Source organism: Pseudomonas sp. P135 (assembly GCF_020312125.1).
Classification (GTDB): Bacteria; Pseudomonadota; Gammaproteobacteria; order Pseudomonadales; family Pseudomonadaceae; genus Aquipseudomonas; species Aquipseudomonas fragariae.
Genome location: NZ_JAGPYR010000017.1, coordinates 102,552 through 123,616, shown reverse-complemented (window position 1 = coordinate 123,616; position 21,065 = coordinate 102,552). Strand labels below are relative to the sequence as shown.

Here is a 21,065-nt window from a genome sequence, read left to right as displayed (position 1 = left end):
CGATGCCAACACGTCGGTGCAATGCTTTTATGCGCTGAAGAAACCGTTGCTGGAATCTTGAGAACATCCAGTCATATGTCACAACTCGTGTCAGCAAGGACGTCACGGAGTGTATCGACCTGACTACCCATTTCCCAAAACTTATTTTGGTACCGTTCGTCAGATCTATCGTTTTCGTGCCCACGACCGGAAAAATGTACCTTCACCGGCCTCGATTCCCGCCAGCAGAGCGCTGATGCAAAACTGGCGAAAGCCTTGTATTACGGGAACTTCGGGGAGATTAGTCAGTTAATGTGACAGTTGTCATCACTTTGACGGCGCACCGTGTTCAAGCACAAAAAATTTTTTTCACTTTGCTTTTTTGGGCCATTTTCAAGCATTTTTCGGCCTTCAGAGCCGTCCCTCACTGTAGTCCATGTGAACAAAAAGGCAATTCTGGTGTCGGGCGCCATGGCAGCCAGCCGATTGGCCAATGCGCAAACGGCTCATTTGTGCACGTGAGGGGCGAAGATCCATCATCGAGTTCGGATGGACGAGTGCATCAGTATGGGTTTCTGCACGCTAGTGGTGCGCAAATTGAGTGCGCTTCTGGAAAACCGGAAGGCTGGAACGTGTACTGCGTTATCAAGGAGGAACGACGCGGCACTACGACTCCGCTCTATAGCCAAATCACTTCCGGCACACGAGAAACATGTATAAATATTTATAATTCAAAGAGTTATGTGTTGCAGGAATAAGGCATGGCCTCACGCAGGGAGGATCCGCTTCTCACGCGAACACGTTTTTTCTGAAACGATTTGAAAACTGGCACGCCCCCTGCAATAGGTATTACATCACCAGTTTTGGGGACCTTGGTACAGGCAGGCCGGGGATTCCCCTCTTTTATTCCTCCCGGACACTGACCTCCAGTCTCCAGCGCCCGTCCACCTTCTCAGTGCGCCAGTCGCCATGAAGTGGACGGGCTGCCAGGAGCGTCAGCACCAACCCCTTCTCCCCACGTTCCACCTTCCAGCGCGCAACCCGATTGTCGAACCTCAGTTGGCCCGTCCACGGCTGTCCTGACGCATCGACGTTGAGCACTACTGCACCATCGACTGTCGCGCCGCGATACTTCGGTTCTTCGTTGAACCAGAGCGCCAGACCGGCAGGCAATTCTTCGATTTGCTCCAGCTCGACCGGATCAGGCTGCTGCAGGCGGCCGATAATCGTGCCCACGGTAAACCCGACAATCGCCATGGAGCCAAGAACACGCGGCCATAGCTTCGGTCTCGGGTCCTCTTCAAGGGTAGAATGCATCCCGTCCTTTCGTTCGGAGCCGTGCATGTTTCACGTCATCCTTTTTCAACCAGAAATTCCGCCGAATACCGGCAATGTCATCAGGCTATGCGCCAACAGTGGCTGCACCCTGCATTTGATCGAACCCTTGGGTTTCGAGCTGGACGACAAGCGCCTGCGCCGTGCCGGGCTCGATTATCACGAGTATGCCACGCTGCAGACACATGCTGACCTGGCAAGCTGTCTGGAGAAGATCGGCAACCCGAGGGTGTTCGCCTTCACCACCAAAGGCTCTCGGCCTTTTCATGATGCGAGCTTCGAGCCAGGCGATGCCTTTCTGTTCGGTCCGGAGAGCCGTGGCCTGCCCGCCGATATTCTTGACTCGCTGAGCAGCGAGCATCGCTTGCGACTGCCCATGCGCGAAGGCTGCCGCAGCCTTAATCTGTCCAACACGGTGGCCGTGGCTGTCTATGAAGCATGGCGTCAGCACGGGTTTGCCTAGACCGAGCGACCATGCACAAAAAAGCGCCCCGAAAGGCGCTTTTTGTTTGCAGCGGTAACGCTTACTGAACAGTCGGCGTTTCGCCAGCTTCCTGCATGCGCTGCAGTTCTTGCGCGTACAGGGCGTCGAAGTTCACCGGAGCCAGCATCAGCGCAGGGAACGAGCCACGTACGACCAGGTTGTCGATGGCTTCGCGAGCGTAAGGGAACAGGATGTTCGGGCAGAATGCGCCGAGGGTGTGGCTCATTGCGCCGTCGTCCAGGCCCTTGATCAGGAAGATACCGGCCTGTTGCACTTCAACGATGAAGGCAACTTCGTCGCCATTGTTGACGGTCACGGACAGGGTCAGCACGACTTCGTAGAAATCGCCTTCCAGCTGCTTCTGACGGGTGTTGAGGTCCAGGCTGACGGTCGGCGTCCACTCCTGGCGGAAGATCGCCGGGCTTTTTGGCGCTTCGAACGACAGGTCGCGAACGTAGATACGCTGCAGGGAGAATTGTGGGCCGTTTTCTTCGTTGGCAACGGCGTCGTTGTTCGGTTGATCGGTCATCTCGGATCCTTGTCAGATTAGGCTGAAAGATTAAGGGGTATCAGGCCAGCAGCGCATCGAGCTTGCCGGCACGCTCCAGAGCGAACAGGTCATCGCAGCCGCCCACGTGGGTCGAACCGATCCAGATTTGCGGTACGGAAGTACGACCGGCCTTCTGGGTCATTTCGGCACGCAGCTGCGGCTTGCCGTCGACCCGGATTTCCTCGAAGGCCACGCTCTTGCTCTGCAGAAGCTGTTTGGCACGTATGCAATACGGGCAGTAGTCGCTGGAATAGACGATGACTTGAGCCATGTTCACTTCACCAGAGGAAGGTTATCGCCGCGCCAGCTGGAAATGCCGCCGGACAGCTTGGCCGCCTTGAAGCCGGACTTGAGCAGCTCGCGGGCGGTGGTGCCAGCATGCTGCCCCATTGCATCGACTATGATCAACGTCTTGTCCTTGTATTTCTCCAGTTCGGCGGTACGGGTCAGTACCTTGTCCTGCGGGAAATTCAGGGAGCCGACGATGTGCCCTGCGGTGTAATCCTTTTTCGAGCGCACGTCGATGACCACGCCCTGATCGCTGTTGACCAGCGCGGTCAGCTCGCGAGTGCTCAGGCTGGCGCCGCCCTTGCTCATTTCGTAAGCAATCAGCAGTCCCAGCAGAATGACGAAGGCACCGGTGATCAAATAGTGGTTAGTGGCGAATTCAAGCAGGTGAGCAACCATCAGTAGGTTCCAGGGCGTTAAAATGTCGGCCAGTATACACAGCAGCCAAGGTCGGCCAAAGTCCGTACGACAGTGACGCCGTTTGAACTTGTCCTTAAAATGCCGTTCCCTTGTACTTTGTTCATCTCTTTATCCAATCAGCATCGAGTGGGTTCTATGACTGCCACGCCAAAACCTCTGGTTCTTATCATCCTGGATGGCTTCGGACACAGCGAAAGCCACAAGGGCAATGCCATTCTGGCCGCGAAGATGCCGGTCATGGATCGTCTCTACCAAACCATGCCCAATGGCCTGATTTCCGGGTCGGGCATGGACGTCGGTCTGCCGGACGGGCAGATGGGCAATTCCGAGGTCGGGCACATGAACCTGGGTGCCGGCCGCGTGGTGTATCAGGACTTCACTCGGGTGACCAAAGCGATTCGCGATGGCGAGTTCTTCGAAAACCCGACCATCTGCGCCGCTGTGGATAAAGCTGTCAGCGCCGGCAAGGCCGTGCACATCATGGGCCTGCTGTCCGATGGCGGCGTACACAGCCACCAGGACCATCTGGTTGCGATGGCAGAACTGGCGGTCAAACGCGGTGCAGAAAAAATCTACCTGCACGCCTTCCTTGATGGCCGCGACACACCACCGCGCAGCGCGAAGAAATCCCTCGAGCTGATGGACGCAACCTTCGCCCGCCTGGGCAAGGGCCGCACCGCCACGATCGTCGGCCGCTACTTCGCCATGGACCGTGACAACCGCTGGGACCGGGTTTCCTCTGCCTATAACCTGATCGTCGACAGCACCGCCGATTTCCACGCCGACAGCGCCGTTGCCGGGCTCGAAGCCGCCTACGCACGCGACGAGAACGACGAGTTCGTCAAGGCCACCCGCATCGGCGAAGCCGCCCGCGTTGAAGATGGCGACGCGGTGGTGTTCATGAACTTCCGTGCCGACCGCGCTCGTGAACTGACTCGTGTGTTCGTCGAAGACGATTTCAAGGACTTCGAGCGCGCCCGTCAGCCGAAGGTCAACTACGTGATGCTGACCCAGTACGCGGCGAGCATTCCTGCACCGTCCGCTTTTGCTGCGGGCAGCCTGAAAAACGTGCTGGGCGAGTACCTGGCGGACAACGGCAAGACCCAGCTGCGCATCGCTGAAACCGAAAAATACGCCCACGTCACCTTCTTCTTCTCCGGCGGCCGAGAAGAACCGTTCCCGGGTGAAGAGCGCATTCTGATCCCGTCGCCGAAAGTCGCCACTTACGACCTGCAGCCGGAGATGAGCGCACCGGAAGTGACCGACAAAATTGTCGATGCCATCGAACATCAGCGTTATGACGTGATCGTCGTCAACTACGCCAACGGCGACATGGTTGGCCACAGCGGGATCATGGAAGCCGCGATCAAGGCTGTGGAATGCCTGGACGTGTGTGTCGGGCGCATCGCCGAGGCGCTGGAGAAAGTCGGTGGTGAGGCGCTGATTACCGCGGACCACGGCAACGTCGAGCAGATGACCGACGACTCCACCGGACAGGCGCACACTGCGCATACCTCCGAGCCGGTGCCGTTCGTTTATGTCGGCAAACGTCAGCTGAAAGTTCGCCAAGGCGGCGTTCTGGCCGATGTCGCGCCGACCATGCTGCACCTGCTGGGCATGGAGAAACCGCAAGAGATGACTGGTCACTCGATCCTCGTGGCCGAGTAATCCGGAAAAACCGGCCTTTAGCCATCAGGCAAGGCCGGTTTTTTATGTTTCAGGCCTCAAAGCAGTGGCTGCGAGGCGTTTTTTTTGCAGCGCATGGCGGGCATACTAGGCCTGACATTTTTTCTCACAATTCCTCGGTATCGCCCACCCACATGCTTCGCGCCTTGATTGCCCTTGCTCTGATCTGCCTGCTCAATCCGGCGTTTGCCGAAGACGAGCGTGTGCAAACCCAAAAACAGATAGATGCTGCGCGTCAGGATGTGGCGGAGCTGCAAAAAGTCCTGGGCAAGCTTCAGGAAGAACGTGCAGGCGTCCAGAAGGACCTGCGCACCACTGAAACCGAAATGGGCAAGTTGGAAAAGCAGGTCGAGGTCCTGCAAAAGGAACTAAAAAAGACGGAAACCGAGCTGCAAAAGCTCGACAGTGAAAAAAAGAAACTCAACAGCGCCCGCGTTGAACAGCAACGCCTGATCGCCATCCAGGCCCGCGCCGCCTACCAGAGTGGCCGTCAGGAATACCTCAAGCTGCTGCTCAACCAGCAACATCCCGAGAAGTTCGCGCGAACCCTCACCTATTACGATTACCTGAGCCAGGCGCGCCTGGAGCAGCTACGCAATTTCAACGAAACCCTGCGCCAGCTGGCCAATGTCGAAAAAGACATCGACCTGCAACAGGCCCAGCTGCTGGTGCAGAAAAGCAACCTGGACAGCCAGAGCGAAGAGCTGGCCAAGGTTCGTCAGGAACGTCAGCAGGCACTGGCCAAGCTGAATCAGGACTACAAGGCCCGCGATCAGAAAATGCAGGCGCGGCAGCAGGATCAGGCCGACCTGGCCAAAGTCCTCAAGACCATCGAAGAAACCCTGGCCCGCCAGGCACGTGAAGCCGAAGAAGCTCGCCAGAAGGCGCTGGTCGCAGCCCGCGAGGCGGAAGAGAAGCGTCAGCGCGAAGCTGAAGCCGTCGCCCGCAACAACAGCAACAACAGCAGTAGAAAAAGCGATGATGAACCGGCACCGCGTCGCCCGGTCAAAGCCCCCGGCGCAGTCGTTTCCAGTGCCGGTGTTTCCTACGGCGGACCGTTTGCAGAGGCCAAGGGAAAACTTCCATGGCCTATCGATGGTCGACTGCTTGCGCGTTTCGGTGAAGCCCGCGGTGATGACGAACGGACCAAATGGGACGGCGTCATGATCAGCGCCGCAGCCGGAAGCCAGGTACGTGCCGTGCATGGCGGACGAGTGGTGTTCGCCGACTGGTTGCGCGGTGCCGGGCTTCTGGTCATTCTCGACCATGGCAACGGTTATCTGACCCTTTACGGGCACAACCAGAGCCTGCTCAAGTCGGCAGGCGACATTGTAAAAGCCGGTGAAGCGATTTCCACGGTCGGCAATAGTGGCGGTCAGGACACGGCAGCGTTGTACTTTGCTATTCGTCAGCAGGGTCGCCCCAGCGATCCGGCCCAATGGTGCCGCACTCAAGGATAAGTCGGCGTCAATATCTGTAGGAGTTCGTTAGACATGCTGCATTTGTCCCGCCTCACCTCGCTGGCCCTGGCAATTGCCATCGTTATCGGCGCGCCTCTGGCGCAAGCTGCCGAAAAGACCGCGCCAGCCACGCCTGCAGCAGTCTCGCCCGCCAAAACCAACGCCGCCGCAAAGCCGCCGCTGCCGCTCGACGAGTTGCGCACCTTTGCCGAGGTCATGGACCGGGTCAAGGCGGCCTACGTGGAGCCGGTCGACGACAAGACTCTGCTGGAGAACGCCATCAAAGGCATGCTCAGCAACCTTGATCCGCACTCTGCCTACCTCGGCCCGGAAGATTTCCAGGAGCTGCAGGAAAGCACCAGCGGCGAGTTCGGTGGGCTGGGCATCGAAGTCGGCGTCGAGGACGGTTTCGTCAAGGTGGTTTCGCCCATCGACGACACACCGGCTTCCAAGGCTGGCATCGAGGCAGGCGACCTGATCGTGAAGATCAACGGTACGCCGACCCAGGGCCAGAACATGCAGGAAGCGGTCGACAAGATGCGCGGCAAGATCGGCGAAAAGATCACCCTGACGCTGGTCCGCGATGGCGGCACGCCGTTTGACGTGACCCTGGCGCGGGCAACCATTCAGGTCAAGAGCGTCAAGGCGCAGATGCTGGAAAATGGCTACGGCTATATCCGCATCACCCAGTTCCAGGTCAAGACCGGTGACGAAGTCGGCAAGGCGCTGGCCAAATTCCGCAAGGACAACGGCAAGAAGATGAGCGGCCTGATTCTCGACCTGCGCAACAACCCGGGCGGCGTGCTGCAATCGGCCGTGCAGGTGGCGGATCACTTCCTCACCAAAGGCCTGATCGTCTACACCAAAGGCCGCATTGCTAACTCCGAACTGCGCTTCTCGGCAGACCCGGCAGACGCCAGCGAAGGCGTGCCACTGGTGGTGCTGATCAACGGCGGCAGCGCCTCGGCATCGGAAATCGTTGCCGGTGCCCTGCAAGACCAGAAACGCGGCATCCTGATGGGCACTGACACCTTCGGCAAAGGCTCGGTGCAGACCGTCCTGCCGCTGAACAACGATCGCGCCCTGAAGATCACTACCGCGTTGTACTACACGCCGAACGGCCGCTCGATCCAGGCCCAGGGCATCAACCCGGACATCGTGGTACGTCGGGCCAAGGTCACCAACGAAGCGGACGGCGAGAACTACAAGGAAGCCGACCTGCTGGGTCACCTGGGCAATGGCAATGGCGGCGCAGACAAACCGACCGTCAAGAGTGGCGCAGCCGCCAAGGCGCGTCCGCAGGATGACGACTTCCAGCTCAGCCAGGCGCTCAGCCTGCTCAAGGGGCTGAGTATCACCCGCGGCAACTGACGGATGCGCTTTCTAACTTTGTTATTGCTGACCCTCTCGATCACTGGCGCTGCCCATGCAGCGCCAGCCGAGAACAGCGGCAAACCGTCCAAGGCCTACCTGAGCCTGATCATCGATGACCTGGGCCAGAATCCGCAGCGCGACAGCCGCACACTGGCGCTTCCCGGCCCGGTCACCCTGGCAATCATGCCCGACACCCCGCATGCCACCGAGTTTGCCCGCCAGGCTCATCGCGCAGGCAAAACGGTCATGCTGCACATGCCCATGGACCCCGCGACCGGTCCTTACGCCTGGCACCCCGAGCTGCCACTGCCTGAGCTGGAAAGCCGTCTCAATGCTGCCCTGCTGAAAGTGCCGTACGCAGCCGGCATCAACAACCACATGGGCAGCCGGATGACCGCCGAGCCGGTCGCCATGACCTGGCTGATGGCCGAGCTACAGCGTCGTCACCTGTTTTTCGTCGACAGCCGCACCAGCGCGAAAACCGTGGCGGCCGCCGAAGCGCAGCGCATCGGTCTGGCCAGCGTCTCGCGTGACGTATTCCTGGACGACGAACGCACCGCAGAAGCCATCACCCGCCAATTGCAGACCGCGATAAAAATCGCCCGCAAATATGGCTCGGCCGTGGTTATCGGCCACCCCTACCCTGTCACGCTGGACGTACTGGAACGCGAACTGCCCAACCTCAAGGCACAAGGCGTCGAATGGATCGACCTGCGCAGCATGATCGGCGAACGCGGCAATCAGGCGAGTGCGGCGCATGGCAAGAACGGGATTTATCGCTGACGCAGCAAACCACTGCACCGCCCTGTCAGTTCTGTCAGTACCTTCCAAGCAAGGACAGGCCCACACTGCGCTTACTCGGTTTGAGCAGGACGGCCATGCGACCGCAGAGAGTGTCTGACTGCATTCGCTACTCCAGCTGTTGTACGAGAGATCGCAGGCACGAGCCTGGCGGCATCGCCGCCCAAGCCCGTATCTGCTCACTATTTCTCGCTTGAGCATTAAGCGCTCAAGCAGCAACAGGTAATCATTCGATGAACGATTTCACTTCAGCCGTCGCTGGCGCAAGGGCGCTGCAGGGCTTCATCTGCGGCACCTCCATAGAGGATTCCGAACCGCAGGCAACTCAAGCCGTTTCAATTGTCGCAGTCGACATAACGGCAGTTTCAGATGATCGCGTCGAGGTCATCGTCATGGTCTACGGCGCAAACGGGGCGACGGTAGAGGCGCTTAGAGCCGATGGCACCTGGGCCTCCATCGGCTCGGTTGCCATGGGCATACTCAATCCGGATGTGCCTGCAAGTTATCTCTTAGACCCTGACCACATTCGCCTGCGTGTCGCCGGCTTTCCAGACTCTGACACCACGTTTCGAGTCCGTCCGATACTGACCCGCCTGTCATCGCACAAGAACAACGACGGCAGCCTGTCAGTCAGCGGCTCTACCACTATGCAGTCGGGGCTGGTGGAAGCGTTTTCCGATTCGGAATGGAAAGGCATCGGTATCGTCAGCGGCGGGGTCTTTTCCAACCCGGCCGTACCGTCTGCTTATCTGCACACCGCCGATACCCTGCGTGTTCGAATATGCAGCCATGATAAAAATATTTGCTCTTATGCACTGGATTCAACGCTCGAGTTCCCTCACCCGCGCTCCGTGCTTATTCAACCAATGCAGGACGCTGCTGCCGAGCAGGCGGCAATGTCCTGGAGAATACGCAAGGCGGACTATCAGCCAACCGGCTACTTTGCGCTCGCAGGACAAGAGTTCGAGGTACGGGTATGGGGCAACGTCGATAATCTGACCTTGCTGGTCGGTACACAAGGCCTGGCTGACCGCGACGATCCGTCAGAGCAGTCCGAGAACATGCGAGCGCGGCCTCTGACCCGAGGAATAAACATTATTCGAGACCCCTTGGGAGGTGCCATTCACATCCGTAACCTGATCGGCTCCAGGCCGGGCGTAGCAAGGGTTATCTTCGGAAGTGGCGCCATTCCGATGCCCTACTATGTCAATGGGATTACAGCGACCCAGTGGCGAAAAATGCTTCTACTCACCAAGGCGCCTGAGGTCGAGCTGGTGGGTACGCACATAGTAGTGGCAGCATTTCGAAGCACGGCGCTCAAGTTTTCTGATGTCGAACCCAGTGCCATAGTGCATTCTCACGAAGAAGTCATGCGGCTGGAGGCAGAAGTCAGCGGGTTCGACGGTTCTGCACCCATTCACACAAGGTCTCGCTTGTTGATCTATGCGGTGGAAGGCTCCGCCAGCAAAATTCCCCATGCGACCACAGGTTGCATTGCCTTGCCCTACAGAGAAGCGATCGGTGAGTTCAATGAGGCTCTACTCGGAGGGCTGGCCGCTGAGCGATGGGTCACGCTGCACGAGTACGGACACCATTATCAAACCTCTTACAACTCATACGGCCTGTTTGGCGAAATCACCGTCAATCTTTATGCCCTTGCTGTAGGACGACACTACATCAACGAATACACCTATGTACTTCCAGAGCGGTGGAATGGCACCGTGAATTGGCTGGCGTTACCACGCACTGAAAAAATCTACGGGGCGCCTGAATCCGACCCTTTGGCAATGTTTGAACAGCTTCGCAAGGGATTAGGCGAGGACTTCCTGCCAGACTGGCATCGTTACATCAGAGAACATCCAGGCGAGGCCCTGGGTCTTAAATACTTCGTACTGACTGCGTCTATCGCCGCCAAACGTAACCTGACCGAGTTTTTTGCCGATTGGGGCTTACTCAAACTCACGGATACCGACGTATGGATTGCCGTGAACGCCCTTGGATTTCCTTACCCGTCACAGCGGCTGGCTGCCATCAGGCCTTACTTGAATCAGGTTTGACTGTCATGGATCAGCTCGGCTTGGCAGAGGTAAGTACATGAATACGCCCGGATTGCGTCGGCAGGTTCAAGACCAGACGTAAGCCAAATCTGCTTTCCGTGTCCACCACCGTCTCAGCCTTGATAAACGTGTCAATTCCGGCTTAAAGGAAGGTGTTCCCATGATGGGGGCCCAGACACATTTATCAGGGATTGATGATGAAACCGACCATGATGACGGGGGCGTGCTGCATTGCCGCACTGCTGCCTTTTTCCATCCACGCCACACCTGCAGACCTGGGCGAAGGGCTGATGGCTCTCGCACCTTCGATAGCCCTGCTCAACGCCGACGGCTCACGCGACCACTGGAACGGCATCGGCCGTATCAACAGCAGGTCAGGGTCAAACTGCACGGCGACGCTGATCGATAGCCGAAGCGTCGACAGCCCGTCTGACGCGCCCGCCTACGTACTCACCAGCGGCCACTGTATCAATCGCCAGAATGGCGTGATCATCACCGATGGTGAAATCGAAGGCAGCGTGCAGTTCAATTTTTTCACCGACAGCACCGCCCGCAGCTATCCATTGAAGCGGGTCAGCTGGAGCAGCATGCAGGGTGTGGACCTGGCGATTGTCGAGCTGCAGCCCACGTTTGAAACACTCGTCAACGACGGCATTCAACCCATCAGGCTCGCCGCGGAAATGCCCGAACAGGGTCGCGCTATCTTGTGGGTGGGCGCACCGCTCGACAAGGAGACCGGGCATCTGCGCATGGCGGCCTGTGTTCACCAGACGTCGGCGGTGATCATGGAGCCGCCTTGGGTCTGGCGTCACACCGTCCGTAATCAGTGCCGGGATGTCGGTACGGGCGCGTCCGGCAGCCCGCTGCTGACCCGCGACAGCGGCGAGCTCTATGCGGTGATGAACCTCACCAATCAGGCCTCGTCGGATAACCCGAGCGAAGACCTCAGTGACGAAATACCCGGTTTTCCGCCAATGATCGCCGACAGCAACTATGGCAACCCGGTCACGCTGCTGAAGAAGTGCTTTGTCAGCGGCACGCTGAGTACGGACCCGGCGACCTGCGATCTGTTTCCAGTCTTCTCTGTCGATTTCGAAACACTGGGCCGGCAGCCCGCGCAGCATGCCAGAGTACAACTGGATGCTGAAGGCAGGAATGTCTATCCATCCTGGGACTTGCGCTTCATGGTCGACACGCCGTTGTATCGCTACAAGAAGGTCGATTCGGCCATGCAGTGCGAAGACCCGGTGGGTTACAGCCATACCATCAGCTCGCAGAACGCGACCATCGACGACCCTGTGGACAAACAGATCGGCATCAACTGGCTGTGCATGGTAGGTGTGTCTTCGGCCGAACAACGCTCCAGCATCGGTCTGATGCGCAACGCACTGACGCTTGGCATAGAGCTGCAACCGGCAGGCCCCACGCCGGCACCGCAAGTGGAGATCGGCACAAATCGATCTGGCGCGACATCGGTCGTCTGGTCGCACGAGCACCGGCTGATCGACTACTACACGGTCAAAATGGGCAAGCCGGAAATCACCGACTGCTCTGCCCCTGAAGGTTTCAAGCCGCAATTTCGCGATCTGACATTACGCGCGAAGTCGTTGCCGTTGAAGATCTGCACCTACGCCCACGATATCAACGGGCAGCCATCCGCCTTGCGCGAAGACATCATCCCGTCGCCCGCAGCAGGCTGAGCGATTACTGATAGCGCGCCTTGACGGCATCGACCCAGCCTTCGGCGCGCATCTGATCGAGGGCCTTTTGCAGGCGCCTGACAACCTCGTCAGGAGTGCTCTTGTTGACCGCCAGGTAGAGTTCGGCGCTGTTGAAACGCAGCGCCGTCTTGAAGCCCGTGACGCCTTCCAGCTTCGCCAGATAGCGGCCCACTGGATCACCCACCGCCCACAGATCGATCTGGCCGTTGGCGAGCTTTTTCACGTTGTCGCGGTCACGCAACATCAGAATCGGATTCAAGCCCATGGTTTTAAGACGCTCGCCAATCGCATCGCCCTTGTAGGCACCGATGCGGTAATCCCTGGCCTGCTCCAGCGACGTCAAAGTGATCGGGCTGTCACCGCGCGCCAGCATGACCCAGTCGTAGGAGCCTACCGGGCCTACCCATTTGAAGAGGCTTTCACGTTCGGGCAGGCGGGTCGTGGAAAACACGCCGTAACCGGGCTTTTCCAGGGCCAGTTTGTAGACCCGGTCCCACGGAAAACGCAGCGTCATGCTGTAGCCGATATTGGCGCGCTTGAACATCTCGCGCACCACCTCGGCGGCGATACCGTCGATGTTGTTTTCCTGAGCGAAATTCTTGCCGTCGACCGCCATGTTGAACGGCGGGAAGTTCTCGGTCAGCAACACCATGGAATAAGGCGTCGACTCGCTGGCCCGGACACCTTCACTCGACAAGACACCGATCCCGATCAGTGCAAGCAGTAGGCGTTTGAACATGTTCCGGCACTCGATCGTGAACGACGCATGCAGAGTGCCGTGAACCCGGCGCACTGTCTAGCCCGGTACTTCGCGATGTCGCTTATGGACAACTTCGGTATGAGCGCTATCCGCACCGTCGTGAAGCCCCTCAGGCTCAATAACTATTTACCTCACGCGGCACAGCAGAATTTCATTGAATGACAGGCACCTGACACCACTTATCAAGGAATGATGATGGATATTCAAAGACGGGTTTTTCTGGCTGTACTTGCGGTCTCGATGACGAACGTCGCGTCTGCACAACACATCGACTACGGCCAGGGAATGGCATCCTTCACACCCTCTTTGCTGCTGGAGAACGAGGATGGCAGGTTTGATCACTGGAATGGCATAGGCCGTATGGAAAGTCGGGGAAACCGCATGTGCACTGCAGTGCTCATCGATTCTCGTGGCAACCCTCAGGTCGACAGCCCTGATGTACCCGCCTACGTATTGAGCAGTGGCCATTGCACTTACACCCAGCCAGGCCAGTTGGGTGTTGATCTGGAAATAGAGGGGCATGTCGAATTCAATTATTTCAAGGGCATGTCCAGAAATCGCAAGAGCTATGCGCTGAAGAGAATCAAATGGAGCAGCCTGCGCGGTACAGACCTCGCTCTGCTGGAACTGGACACAACGTTGTCCCGCTTGTTCAAGGACGGCATTAAACCGCTGGCACTGGCGCAACAGGCGCCTACCGTCGGCATGGACGTGCTGTCTGTCAGCGCCCCTCTGACAGCCACCGGCTATACGCTGCGTTTGTCCGCCTGCAAACTGGAATCGGTGGTAAACATCGTCGAACACCCTTACGCCTGGAATGCCAACCTGAGCAATCGATGCGAAGACGTGTTACCGGGAAGCTCGGGCAGCCCCCTCGTAGACCGCTATACAAACAGGATCATCGGCATCATGGGCACCACCACCCGAGGTGCTGCGGAGCAAAGCCGTTGCTTCACCGACTCGCCGTGCGAGGTCAATGACGGACAGGCTTCGTGGCGTGTCGATACCAACTATGCAAGCCCGATAGACTCGCTGTCTGCCTGCTTTGCCGACGGGGTTTTCGACATTAACCGCCCCGCGTGCACGCTACAATCCGCGGCGCAACTGACGCTGGCAAATCCGGACTATCGCAAGCACTACATCAGGCTCGAACGCGATAAGAACGGGGACGTGATTGCCCCGCGCTGGAACATGGCGTTCACCGTCAATACCTCGATGTTCAAGTTCAAGGCCACGCGTAATCCCGCTGAGTGTCGCGAACCGGACGGTTATAAAAGCTCCAGGGATGCCCGTACCGCGCATATCAATGCTGTTATCGGCACAGAGCCCGGCATTTATTCGCTGTGCATTGCGGGCCACAATGGTAATCAGGGGGCAGCACCGGGTGTCAGGGAAAATGCGTTCATCCATACCGTCGAACTGGTCGAGGCAGATCAAACGCCTGCTCCCCATGTAAACATCGAACGGCTGGATAACGGCAAGCACCAGATAAACTTCATTTCTGGCTTGCCGACACACGCCAATCACGCCTACAAATTCGGCGCCCCCGAACTCACGGATTGCGCCGATTTATCAGGCTACAAAACGGTTTATTACAACTTCAGCATCAGCCCGAAACTGCTTCCGATCAAGCTCTGCACGATGGCCAGGGACGAAGCGGGTCATCCGTCCGCACCGCGCACGGACCTGCTACAGGAACAGGCGTCAGAAGAACAGGCTTCGGAAGGCTGAAATAAACGAGCGCACCAACGATGAAAAAGGTGCGCTCGTCTGACCGCTATGGCGACTCAGCGCACGACAATCCCGCGGCTGGCCATGTAGGCCTTGGCCTCGGGAACCGTGTATTCGCCAAAATGGAAAATACTCGCCGCCAGCACAGCGCTGGCGTGACCCTCGATGACACCGGCAGCCAGATGCTCGAGGTTGCCGACGCCACCCGAAGCAATCACCGGAATACCCAGCGCATCGCTGATGGCGCGCGTGACGCCCAGATCGAAGCCGTTCTTCATGCCGTCCTGGTCCATGCTGGTCAGCAGGATCTCGCCAGCGCCCAGGTCTTCCATCTTTTTCGCCCAGAGCACCGCGTCCAGCCCGGTGGGTTTGCGCCCGCCGTGGGTGAAGATTTCCCAGCGCGGGGTTTCGCCCGGACCGGAGACCTTCTTGGCGTCGATAGCGACCACGATGCACTGCGACCCGAAACGCGCGGCGGCTTCACCGACGAACTCGGGGTTGAACACCGCGGCCGTGTTGATCGAGACCTTGTCGGCACCGGCATTGAGCAGGTTGCGGATGTCCTGCACGGTACGCACGCCGCCGCCGACGGTCAGCGGGATGAACACCTGACTGGCCATGCGCTCGACGGTATGCAGCGTGGTGTCACGGCCATCGACGCTGGCGGTGATGTCGAGGAAGGTGATTTCGTCGGCACCCTGCTCATCGTAACGACGAGCGATTTCCACCGGATCGCCTGCGTCGCGGATGTTCTCGAACTTGACGCCCTTGACCACTCGACCGTTGTCGACGTCCAGGCAAGGGATGATGCGTTTGGCTAGGGCCACAGGGTCAATCTCCAGCTGTTCAGCGTTGTTCGCGGTCGCAGAGCGCCTGAGCTTCGGCCACATCCAGCGTGCCTTCGTAAATCGCACGGCCGGTGATTGCGCCGATGATGCCCGGAGCCTTCGCATTCAGCAGCGCCTGAATGTCGCCCAGGTTATGGATGCCACCCGAAGCGATCACCGGGATCCGCGTGGCAGCCGCCAATGCCGCGGTGAACGGAATGTTGCAGCCCTGCATCATGCCGTCTTTGGCGATGTCGGTGTAGACAATGGCCGACACGCCATCGGCTTCGAAACGCTTGGCCAGATCGATGACCTGCACCGAGCTGACTTCAGCCCAGCCGTCGGTGGCGACGAAACCGTCCTTGGCATCCAGACCGACAATCACCTTGCCGGGGAACGCACGGCAGGCTTCGGCCACGAACTCGGGCTCTTTGACGGCCTTGGTGCCGATGATGACGTAGCTCACACCCGCCTTGACGTAATGCTCGATGGTTTCCAGCGAACGGATGCCGCCGCCGATCTGGATCGGCAGGTTCGGGTAGCGTCGGGCGATGGCCGTGACCACATCACCGTTGACCGGCTGACCTTCGAACGCACCGTTCAGATCGACCAGATGCAGACGGCGGCAACCACCTTCGACCCATTTGGCGGCCATGGCCACCGGGTCATCCGAGAACACCGTGGAATCTTCCATCCGGCCCTGACGCAGACGCACGCAAGCGCCGTCCTTGAGATCGATAGCGGGGATAATCAGCATGCTTATTCCTTGGTCTGAAAGAGCGGCAAGCTGCAAGCGGTTAGCTGCAAGTATGCGTACTCACTGATTCTTGCGGCTTGAAGCTCAACGCTTGAAGCTGCTTTATCTAATTCTTTTCGAGTGCCCACAAGTCACTTTCGATGCTCTCGAAGCGCTCCTTGAGCTGCTGCTGAACATCGAAAATGGCGCGATTGTAGTAATGCGGAGCAATCTCGCGAGTGAACAGCTCGAGGACTTCAGCCACTTCGAACGAGCCCAGTTCCAGCTCGAAGCGCTCTGCGAACAGGCGCTTGAGCTTGTCGATCGCCTGTTGCTCGTGCTCGGGCGAGAGGGTCAGGATCGGCGGTTTACCCTTGGCTTTGCTCATGCGCTTACCAGCGACCATCCCAGGCGGCGAAGTTCTGCAGCAACTGCAGGCCGTGGGTATGGCTCTTTTCAGGGTGGAATTGCACGGCGAAGCGCGAACCGTCGGCCAGCGCAGCGGCGAAGTCGAGGCCGTAGTGGCCACGCCCGACCACCTGACGCTGATTGGCGGCATCGATATAGAAACTGTGCACGAAGTAGAAACGCGCCTGATCCGGAATGTCATGCCACAGCGGGTGATCCACCGCCTGAGCGACCTGGTTCCAGCCCATGTGCGGCACTTTCAGGTGCTCGCCCTCTTCATGCAGGTCCTTGCCGAAGAACTTTACCTGGCCGGGAAACATGCCGATGCAGTCCACGCCGCCGTTCTCTTCGCTGCTGTCGAGCAACGCCTGCATGCCGACGCAGATACCCAGAAACGGACGGTCCTGGCTCACTTCCTGAACCAGCGAATCAAAGCCCAGACGGCGAATCTCGGCCATGCAGTCGCGAATCGCGCCCACACCCGGAAAGACGATGCGATCGGCTTCGCGAATCACCTTGGCGTCACTGGTAATCAGCACACGGCCTGCGCCCACATGCTCCAGCGCCTTGGCGACAGAGTGCAGGTTGCCCATGCCGTAATCGATGACCGCAACTGTCTGCATCAGAGCACACCCTTGGTGGATGGCATCTGCCCGGCCATACGCTCATCCAGCTCGACCGCCATGCGCAGCGCACGACCGAACGCCTTGAACACGGTCTCGATCTGGTGGTGAGTGTTGGTGCCGCGCAGGTTGTCGATGTGCAGCGTCACGTTCGCGTGGTTGACGAAGCCCTGAAAGAACTCCTGAAACAGGTCCACATCGAAGCCGCCTACAGTGGCGCGGGTATACGGCACATGCATCTGCAGGCCCGGACGCCCGGAGAAATCGATGACCACGCGCGACAGCGCTTCGTCGAGCGGCACGTAGGCGTGGCCGTAACGACGAATGCCCTTCTTGTCGCCGATCGCCTGGCTGAACGCCTGGCCCACGGTGATACCGACGTCTTCCACCGTGTGGTGATCGTCGATTGCCAAGTCTCCCTTGCATTCGATGTCCAGATCGATCAGCCCGTGCCGGGCGATCTGGTCGAGCATGTGCTCAAGAAAAGGCACGCCGATATCGAATCGGGCCTTTCCGGTACCATCCAGGTTGATCGAGGCTTTGATCTGGGTTTCCAGAGTATTGCGCTCGACGTACGCCTTACGTTCGGCCATCACCAGCTCCGCAAAATCATTGGGCGAAAAAAAGGCGAGCATTATAGGCCCAGAAGCGCCCGCCATGAAGCAAACAGACGACCAGCAGGGTATTTAACGGGCGAAGAGGCTCGCGATTGCGTTACATACCTTATCGATATTCCCTTCATTCAAACCTGCCATGCACACCCGGCCACTGCGCAGCATGTAAATGCCGTGAACATCTTTCAGTTCGTCGACCTGCTGCGGGGTCAGACCGGTGTAGCTGAACATCCCGTTCTGCCTGAGGATAAAGCTGAAATCGTGGCCGGAGACCTTCTGCGCCAGCACCTCGACCAGCCGCGTGCGCATATCGATGATACGCAGGCGCATGGCCTCGACTTCACCCAGCCACTGCTCGCGCAAGTGCGGCGTGTTGAGCACTTTCGAGACCAGAAACGCGCCATGTGCAGGCGGGCTGGAGTAGTTGCGGCGCACGGTTGCCTTGAGCTGGCCGAACACATTGGCCGACGACGTCGTGTCCTCACAGACCACCGACAGCCCGCCTACCCGCTCGCCATACAGCGAGAAGATTTTCGAGAACGAGTTACTGACCAGCGTGGTGATACCTGCGTTGGCCATCGCCCGGATGGCATAGACGTCTTCGTCGATGCCTTTGCCGAAGCCCTGATAGGCGATATCCAGGAAGGCGATGAGCTGACGATCCTTGATCACTTCGATCAGGCGGTCCCATTGCGCCACTGTCAGATCGGCACCGGTCGGGTTATGGCAGCACGGGTGCAGCAGCAGGATGCTCTGCGCCGGCAGCCCCTGCACCGTGTCGAGCATGGCCTCGAACCTCACGCCGCCGGTCTGGGCATCGAAGTACGGGTACGCGTTGACCTTGAAGCCCGCCCCGCCGAACAGCGCGTTATGGTTTTCCCAGGTCGGGTCACTGACCCAGACCTGTGAGTCCGGAAACGCATATTTGAGGAAATCGGCACCTATCTTCAGCGCGCCCGAGCCGCCCACGGTTTGAATGGTGGCGACGCGGCCGGCCTGAACCAGCGGGTGATCGGCGCCGAACAACAGGGTTTGCACCGCCTGCCGATACGCAGCCAGGCCTTCCATCGGCAGGTACACGGACGCCGCCTGTTCGCCTTCGGCCAGTTGCTGTTGCGCTGTTGCCACGCATGCCAACTGCGGGATGCGGCCCTGTGCGTCGTAATACAGGCCGATGCTCAGATTGACCTTGTCCGCACGCGAGTCCTTGCCAAAGGTCTCCATCAGCGAAAGGATCGGATCACCGGCGTATGACTCCACGTGGGCTAGCATGCAAACAACTCCTTCGGGCAATAAAATCAGGGCTGACTAATGTAGCAGCGTATGCACCGGAACGGGCAGTGCATCGAGTACATAGGGTCAACTGAATATGACTATCGCGACGAATAAAATCCGGGGGCGATGATCAAAAGCGCAGTGCACCCAAAACCCAGGCAAAAAAAAGCGCCTGCACCGAGGTGCAAGCGCTTTTCAGTTACCGGCAGGCTTTTAGTGGAACAGCACTGCGGTTTTTTGCAGGGTAATCCAGACGCCCCACGCCAGCGGGATGCCTACGGCCAGCCAGGCGGCGATGACCAATGGCTTGCTGCCTGCGGATGCTTTCCACTCCAGCGAAGTCGTGGCGTTGGCACCCTTGTCGTGACCGATGGCTTGTTCAGCCGCCAGTTCGGCGTCGGTCATGAAGTACTTGTCGGCAACCGGACGAATCAGCAGGTTGCAGATAAAGCCCAGTACCAGCAGGCCCGACAAGATGTACAGGGTGATGTCGTAGGCGTCGGCACGTGCAACACCGTGGGCGAGTTGGTACTCACGCAGGTAGTTGACCAGTACCGGACCCAGCACACCGGCCGCAGCCCAGGCAGTCAGCAGACGACCGTGAATCGCGCCGACCATCTGCGTACCGAACAGGTCTGCCAGATAAGCCGGAACCGTCGCAAAACCGCCACCGTACATCGACAGCACGATACAGAACGCAGCCACGAACAGCGCGATGCTACCCATATGGCTCAGGGTCGGAACCGACGCATAAAGCAGGAAGCCCAGTGCGAAGAACACGAAGTAGGTTGCCTTGCGACCGATGAAGTCCGAGCACGAAGCCCAGAAGAAACGACCGCCGATGTTGAACAGACTCAACAGACCGGTGAAGCCGGCTGCAATCGCAGCAATGGCTTTCAGTTGATCGGCATTGAGCTGGCTGAAGGTCAGGTCGACGCCCAGCAGTTTGCCGGCGAACACTTCCTGCAGCAGTGGCGAAGCCATGCCCAGGATGCCGATACCGGCCGATACGTTCAGGCACAGCACCAGCCAGACCAGACGGAACTGCGGTGTTTTCCAGGCCACGCTGACGTGCACGTGACGGTTGGTGATCATCGAGTTCTTGGCCTTGGCAGCCGGAGCGGTCCAGCCTTCAGGTTTCCAGCCGGTTGGCGGAACGCGGTAGCCCAGCGCACCGCCGATCATGAAGATGAAGTAGATCACCGCCATCACCACGAAGCTCTGCCATACGCCAACGCTTTCAGCCGAAGCGAAGTGCCCCATCAGAGCCGTAGCCAGCGGTGCACCCACCATCGCGCCGCCGCCAAAGCCCATGATCGCCATGCCGGTCGCCATGCCGCGCTTGTCCGGGAACCACTTGATCAGGGTCGATACCGGGGAGATATAGCCCAACCCCAGACCGATACCGCCGATCACGCCCGAGCCCAGCCACATCAGCCAGATCTGGTGCGTATAAATGCCCAGTGCGGAAATCAGCAAGCCACCACACCAGCAGAGGGCCGAAACCACACCCGCCTTGCGTGGACCTGCGTGCTCCAGCCAGCCACCCCAAATGGCAGCCGAGCAACCCAGGAAGATGAAAAACAGTGTGTAGATCCAGCCCAGCATGGAGATCTGCCAGTCACAGGTCGACGCGAACATCTGCGCGAAAAAACCCATGTCCGGTGTGCAAGCGACAGGTGCCGTAACACCGATAGCCTTCGACAGCGGCAACCAGAATACCGAGAAGCCGTAAGCCATACCGATACAAAGATGGATGGCCAGTGCTGCAGGTGGAACAAGCCAACGGTTGAAACCTGGCTTGGCGATAATGCGCTCTTTGGACAAGAACGCAGGCTGAACGGCTTCGCCGCCCAAGGCTGTGCTTGTGCTCATTATAATTACCCCAATGTGTGAAGCTCGCAGATGGTCCGCTGGTCCGCCACAGACTCAGTGC

20 protein-coding genes are annotated in these 21,065 nt (G+C 58.8%); 8 read left to right on the top strand and 12 right to left on the bottom strand.

What is annotated here, in order from left to right:
• Positions 1-882: 882 nt before the first annotated feature.
• Entirely contained in the window at positions 883-1,323 is a 441-nt protein-coding gene (locus KBY08_RS21580; protein WP_111522569.1) for a hypothetical protein, read from the bottom strand.
• Here KBY08_RS21580 and KBY08_RS21575 point away from each other — a divergent pair.
• Positions 1,322-1,777 (top strand): tRNA (cytidine(34)-2'-O)-methyltransferase, encoded by a 456-nt coding sequence (locus tag KBY08_RS21575; RefSeq protein ID WP_004407330.1) that lies wholly within the window; start codon positions 1,322-1,324, stop codon positions 1,775-1,777. The genes KBY08_RS21580 and KBY08_RS21575 overlap by 2 nt on opposite strands.
• A 61-nt stretch (positions 1,778-1,838) precedes the next feature.
• Here KBY08_RS21575 and secB read toward each other — a convergent pair whose 3' ends face one another.
• The 3 genes from secB to KBY08_RS21560 are packed head-to-tail and all read right to left on the bottom strand — an operon-like array spanning position 1,839 to position 3,035.
• Positions 1,839-2,327 carry a protein-export chaperone SecB gene (gene secB, locus KBY08_RS21570; RefSeq protein ID WP_003372189.1) on the bottom strand — a complete coding sequence of 163 codons (489 nt, stop codon included), beginning with the start codon at positions 2,325-2,327 and terminating at the stop codon, positions 1,839-1,841.
• Positions 2,328-2,367: 40 nt separating this feature from the next.
• Positions 2,368-2,619 carry a glutaredoxin 3 gene (gene grxC, locus KBY08_RS21565; RefSeq protein ID WP_011269283.1) on the bottom strand — a complete coding sequence of 84 codons (252 nt, stop codon included), beginning with the start codon at positions 2,617-2,619 and terminating at the stop codon, positions 2,368-2,370.
• A gap of 2 nt (positions 2,620-2,621) precedes the next feature.
• On the bottom strand, positions 2,622-3,035 hold the full coding sequence (locus KBY08_RS21560; protein ID WP_003318290.1) for a rhodanese-like domain-containing protein: 414 nt from the start codon (positions 3,033-3,035) through the stop codon (positions 2,622-2,624).
• Between the two features lie 156 nt (positions 3,036-3,191).
• On the opposite strand from KBY08_RS21560, the gene gpmI reads away from it, so the two are divergent.
• The 6 genes from gpmI (at position 3,192) to KBY08_RS21530 (ending at position 12,134) form a co-directional block, all read left to right on the top strand.
• Complete coding sequence (gene gpmI, locus KBY08_RS21555) at positions 3,192-4,724, top strand: 2,3-bisphosphoglycerate-independent phosphoglycerate mutase (protein WP_004407326.1); 1,533 nt, start codon at positions 3,192-3,194, stop codon at positions 4,722-4,724.
• 152 nt (positions 4,725-4,876) lie between these two features.
• Entirely contained in the window at positions 4,877-6,202 is a 1,326-nt protein-coding gene (locus KBY08_RS21550) for a murein hydrolase activator EnvC family protein (protein ID WP_011269286.1), read from the top strand.
• 33 nt (positions 6,203-6,235) lie between these two features.
• On the top strand, positions 6,236-7,573 hold the full coding sequence (locus tag KBY08_RS21545) for a S41 family peptidase (RefSeq protein WP_010433148.1): 1,338 nt from the start codon (positions 6,236-6,238) through the stop codon (positions 7,571-7,573).
• Between the two features lie 3 nt (positions 7,574-7,576).
• On the top strand, positions 7,577-8,359 hold the full coding sequence (locus tag KBY08_RS21540) for a divergent polysaccharide deacetylase family protein (RefSeq protein WP_004407320.1): 783 nt from the start codon (positions 7,577-7,579) through the stop codon (positions 8,357-8,359).
• Positions 8,360-8,610: 251 nt separating this feature from the next.
• Positions 8,611-10,434, top strand: coding sequence for a M60 family metallopeptidase (locus KBY08_RS21535; protein ID WP_004407318.1), 1,824 nt, complete (start codon positions 8,611-8,613; stop codon positions 10,432-10,434).
• 197 nt (positions 10,435-10,631) lie between these two features.
• Positions 10,632-12,134, top strand: coding sequence for a trypsin-like serine peptidase (locus KBY08_RS21530; RefSeq protein ID WP_111522591.1), 1,503 nt, complete (start codon positions 10,632-10,634; stop codon positions 12,132-12,134).
• 4 nt (positions 12,135-12,138) lie between these two features.
• Here the strand turns inward: KBY08_RS21530 and KBY08_RS21525 are convergent, their stop codons facing one another.
• Positions 12,139-12,894, bottom strand: coding sequence for a substrate-binding periplasmic protein (locus tag KBY08_RS21525; RefSeq protein ID WP_060406499.1), 756 nt, complete (start codon positions 12,892-12,894; stop codon positions 12,139-12,141).
• Positions 12,895-13,308: 414 nt separating this feature from the next.
• Here KBY08_RS21525 and KBY08_RS21520 point away from each other — a divergent pair, with 414 nt between their 5' ends.
• Positions 13,309-14,646, top strand: a complete 1,338-nt coding sequence (locus KBY08_RS21520) for a S1 family peptidase (RefSeq protein ID WP_232059995.1) — start codon at positions 13,309-13,311, stop codon at positions 14,644-14,646.
• A 56-nt stretch (positions 14,647-14,702) separates the two neighbouring features.
• Here KBY08_RS21520 and hisF read toward each other — a convergent pair whose 3' ends face one another.
• The 7 genes from hisF to KBY08_RS21485 form a co-directional block, all read right to left on the bottom strand.
• Positions 14,703-15,473, bottom strand: a complete 771-nt coding sequence (gene hisF / locus KBY08_RS21515; RefSeq protein ID WP_002551458.1) for an imidazole glycerol phosphate synthase subunit HisF — start codon at positions 15,471-15,473, stop codon at positions 14,703-14,705.
• A 19-nt stretch (positions 15,474-15,492) separates the two neighbouring features.
• A complete protein-coding gene (gene hisA, locus KBY08_RS21510; RefSeq protein WP_003372206.1) occupies positions 15,493-16,230 on the bottom strand; it encodes a 1-(5-phosphoribosyl)-5-[(5-phosphoribosylamino)methylideneamino]imidazole-4-carboxamide isomerase in 738 nt (245 codons plus the stop codon).
• 106 nt (positions 16,231-16,336) lie between these two features.
• On the bottom strand, positions 16,337-16,597 hold the full coding sequence (locus tag KBY08_RS21505) for a DUF2164 domain-containing protein (RefSeq protein WP_024652468.1): 261 nt from the start codon (positions 16,595-16,597) through the stop codon (positions 16,337-16,339).
• A 4-nt stretch (positions 16,598-16,601) separates the two neighbouring features.
• Positions 16,602-17,240: an imidazole glycerol phosphate synthase subunit HisH gene (hisH, locus tag KBY08_RS21500; protein ID WP_003318304.1), complete on the bottom strand. Its 639-nt coding sequence runs from the start codon at positions 17,238-17,240 to the stop codon at positions 16,602-16,604.
• A complete protein-coding gene (hisB, locus tag KBY08_RS21495) occupies positions 17,240-17,833 on the bottom strand; it encodes an imidazoleglycerol-phosphate dehydratase HisB (protein ID WP_002551454.1) in 594 nt (197 codons plus the stop codon). Before hisB ends, hisH begins: the two co-directional genes overlap by 1 nt.
• Positions 17,834-17,926: 93 nt before the next feature.
• Positions 17,927-19,126: an aromatic amino acid transaminase gene (locus tag KBY08_RS21490; protein ID WP_060400254.1), complete on the bottom strand. Its 1,200-nt coding sequence runs from the start codon at positions 19,124-19,126 to the stop codon at positions 17,927-17,929.
• 216 nt (positions 19,127-19,342) lie between these two features.
• Positions 19,343-21,004 carry an OFA family MFS transporter gene (locus KBY08_RS21485; protein ID WP_032607658.1) on the bottom strand — a complete coding sequence of 554 codons (1,662 nt, stop codon included), beginning with the start codon at positions 21,002-21,004 and terminating at the stop codon, positions 19,343-19,345.
• Between the last annotated feature and the right edge of the window lie 61 nt (positions 21,005-21,065).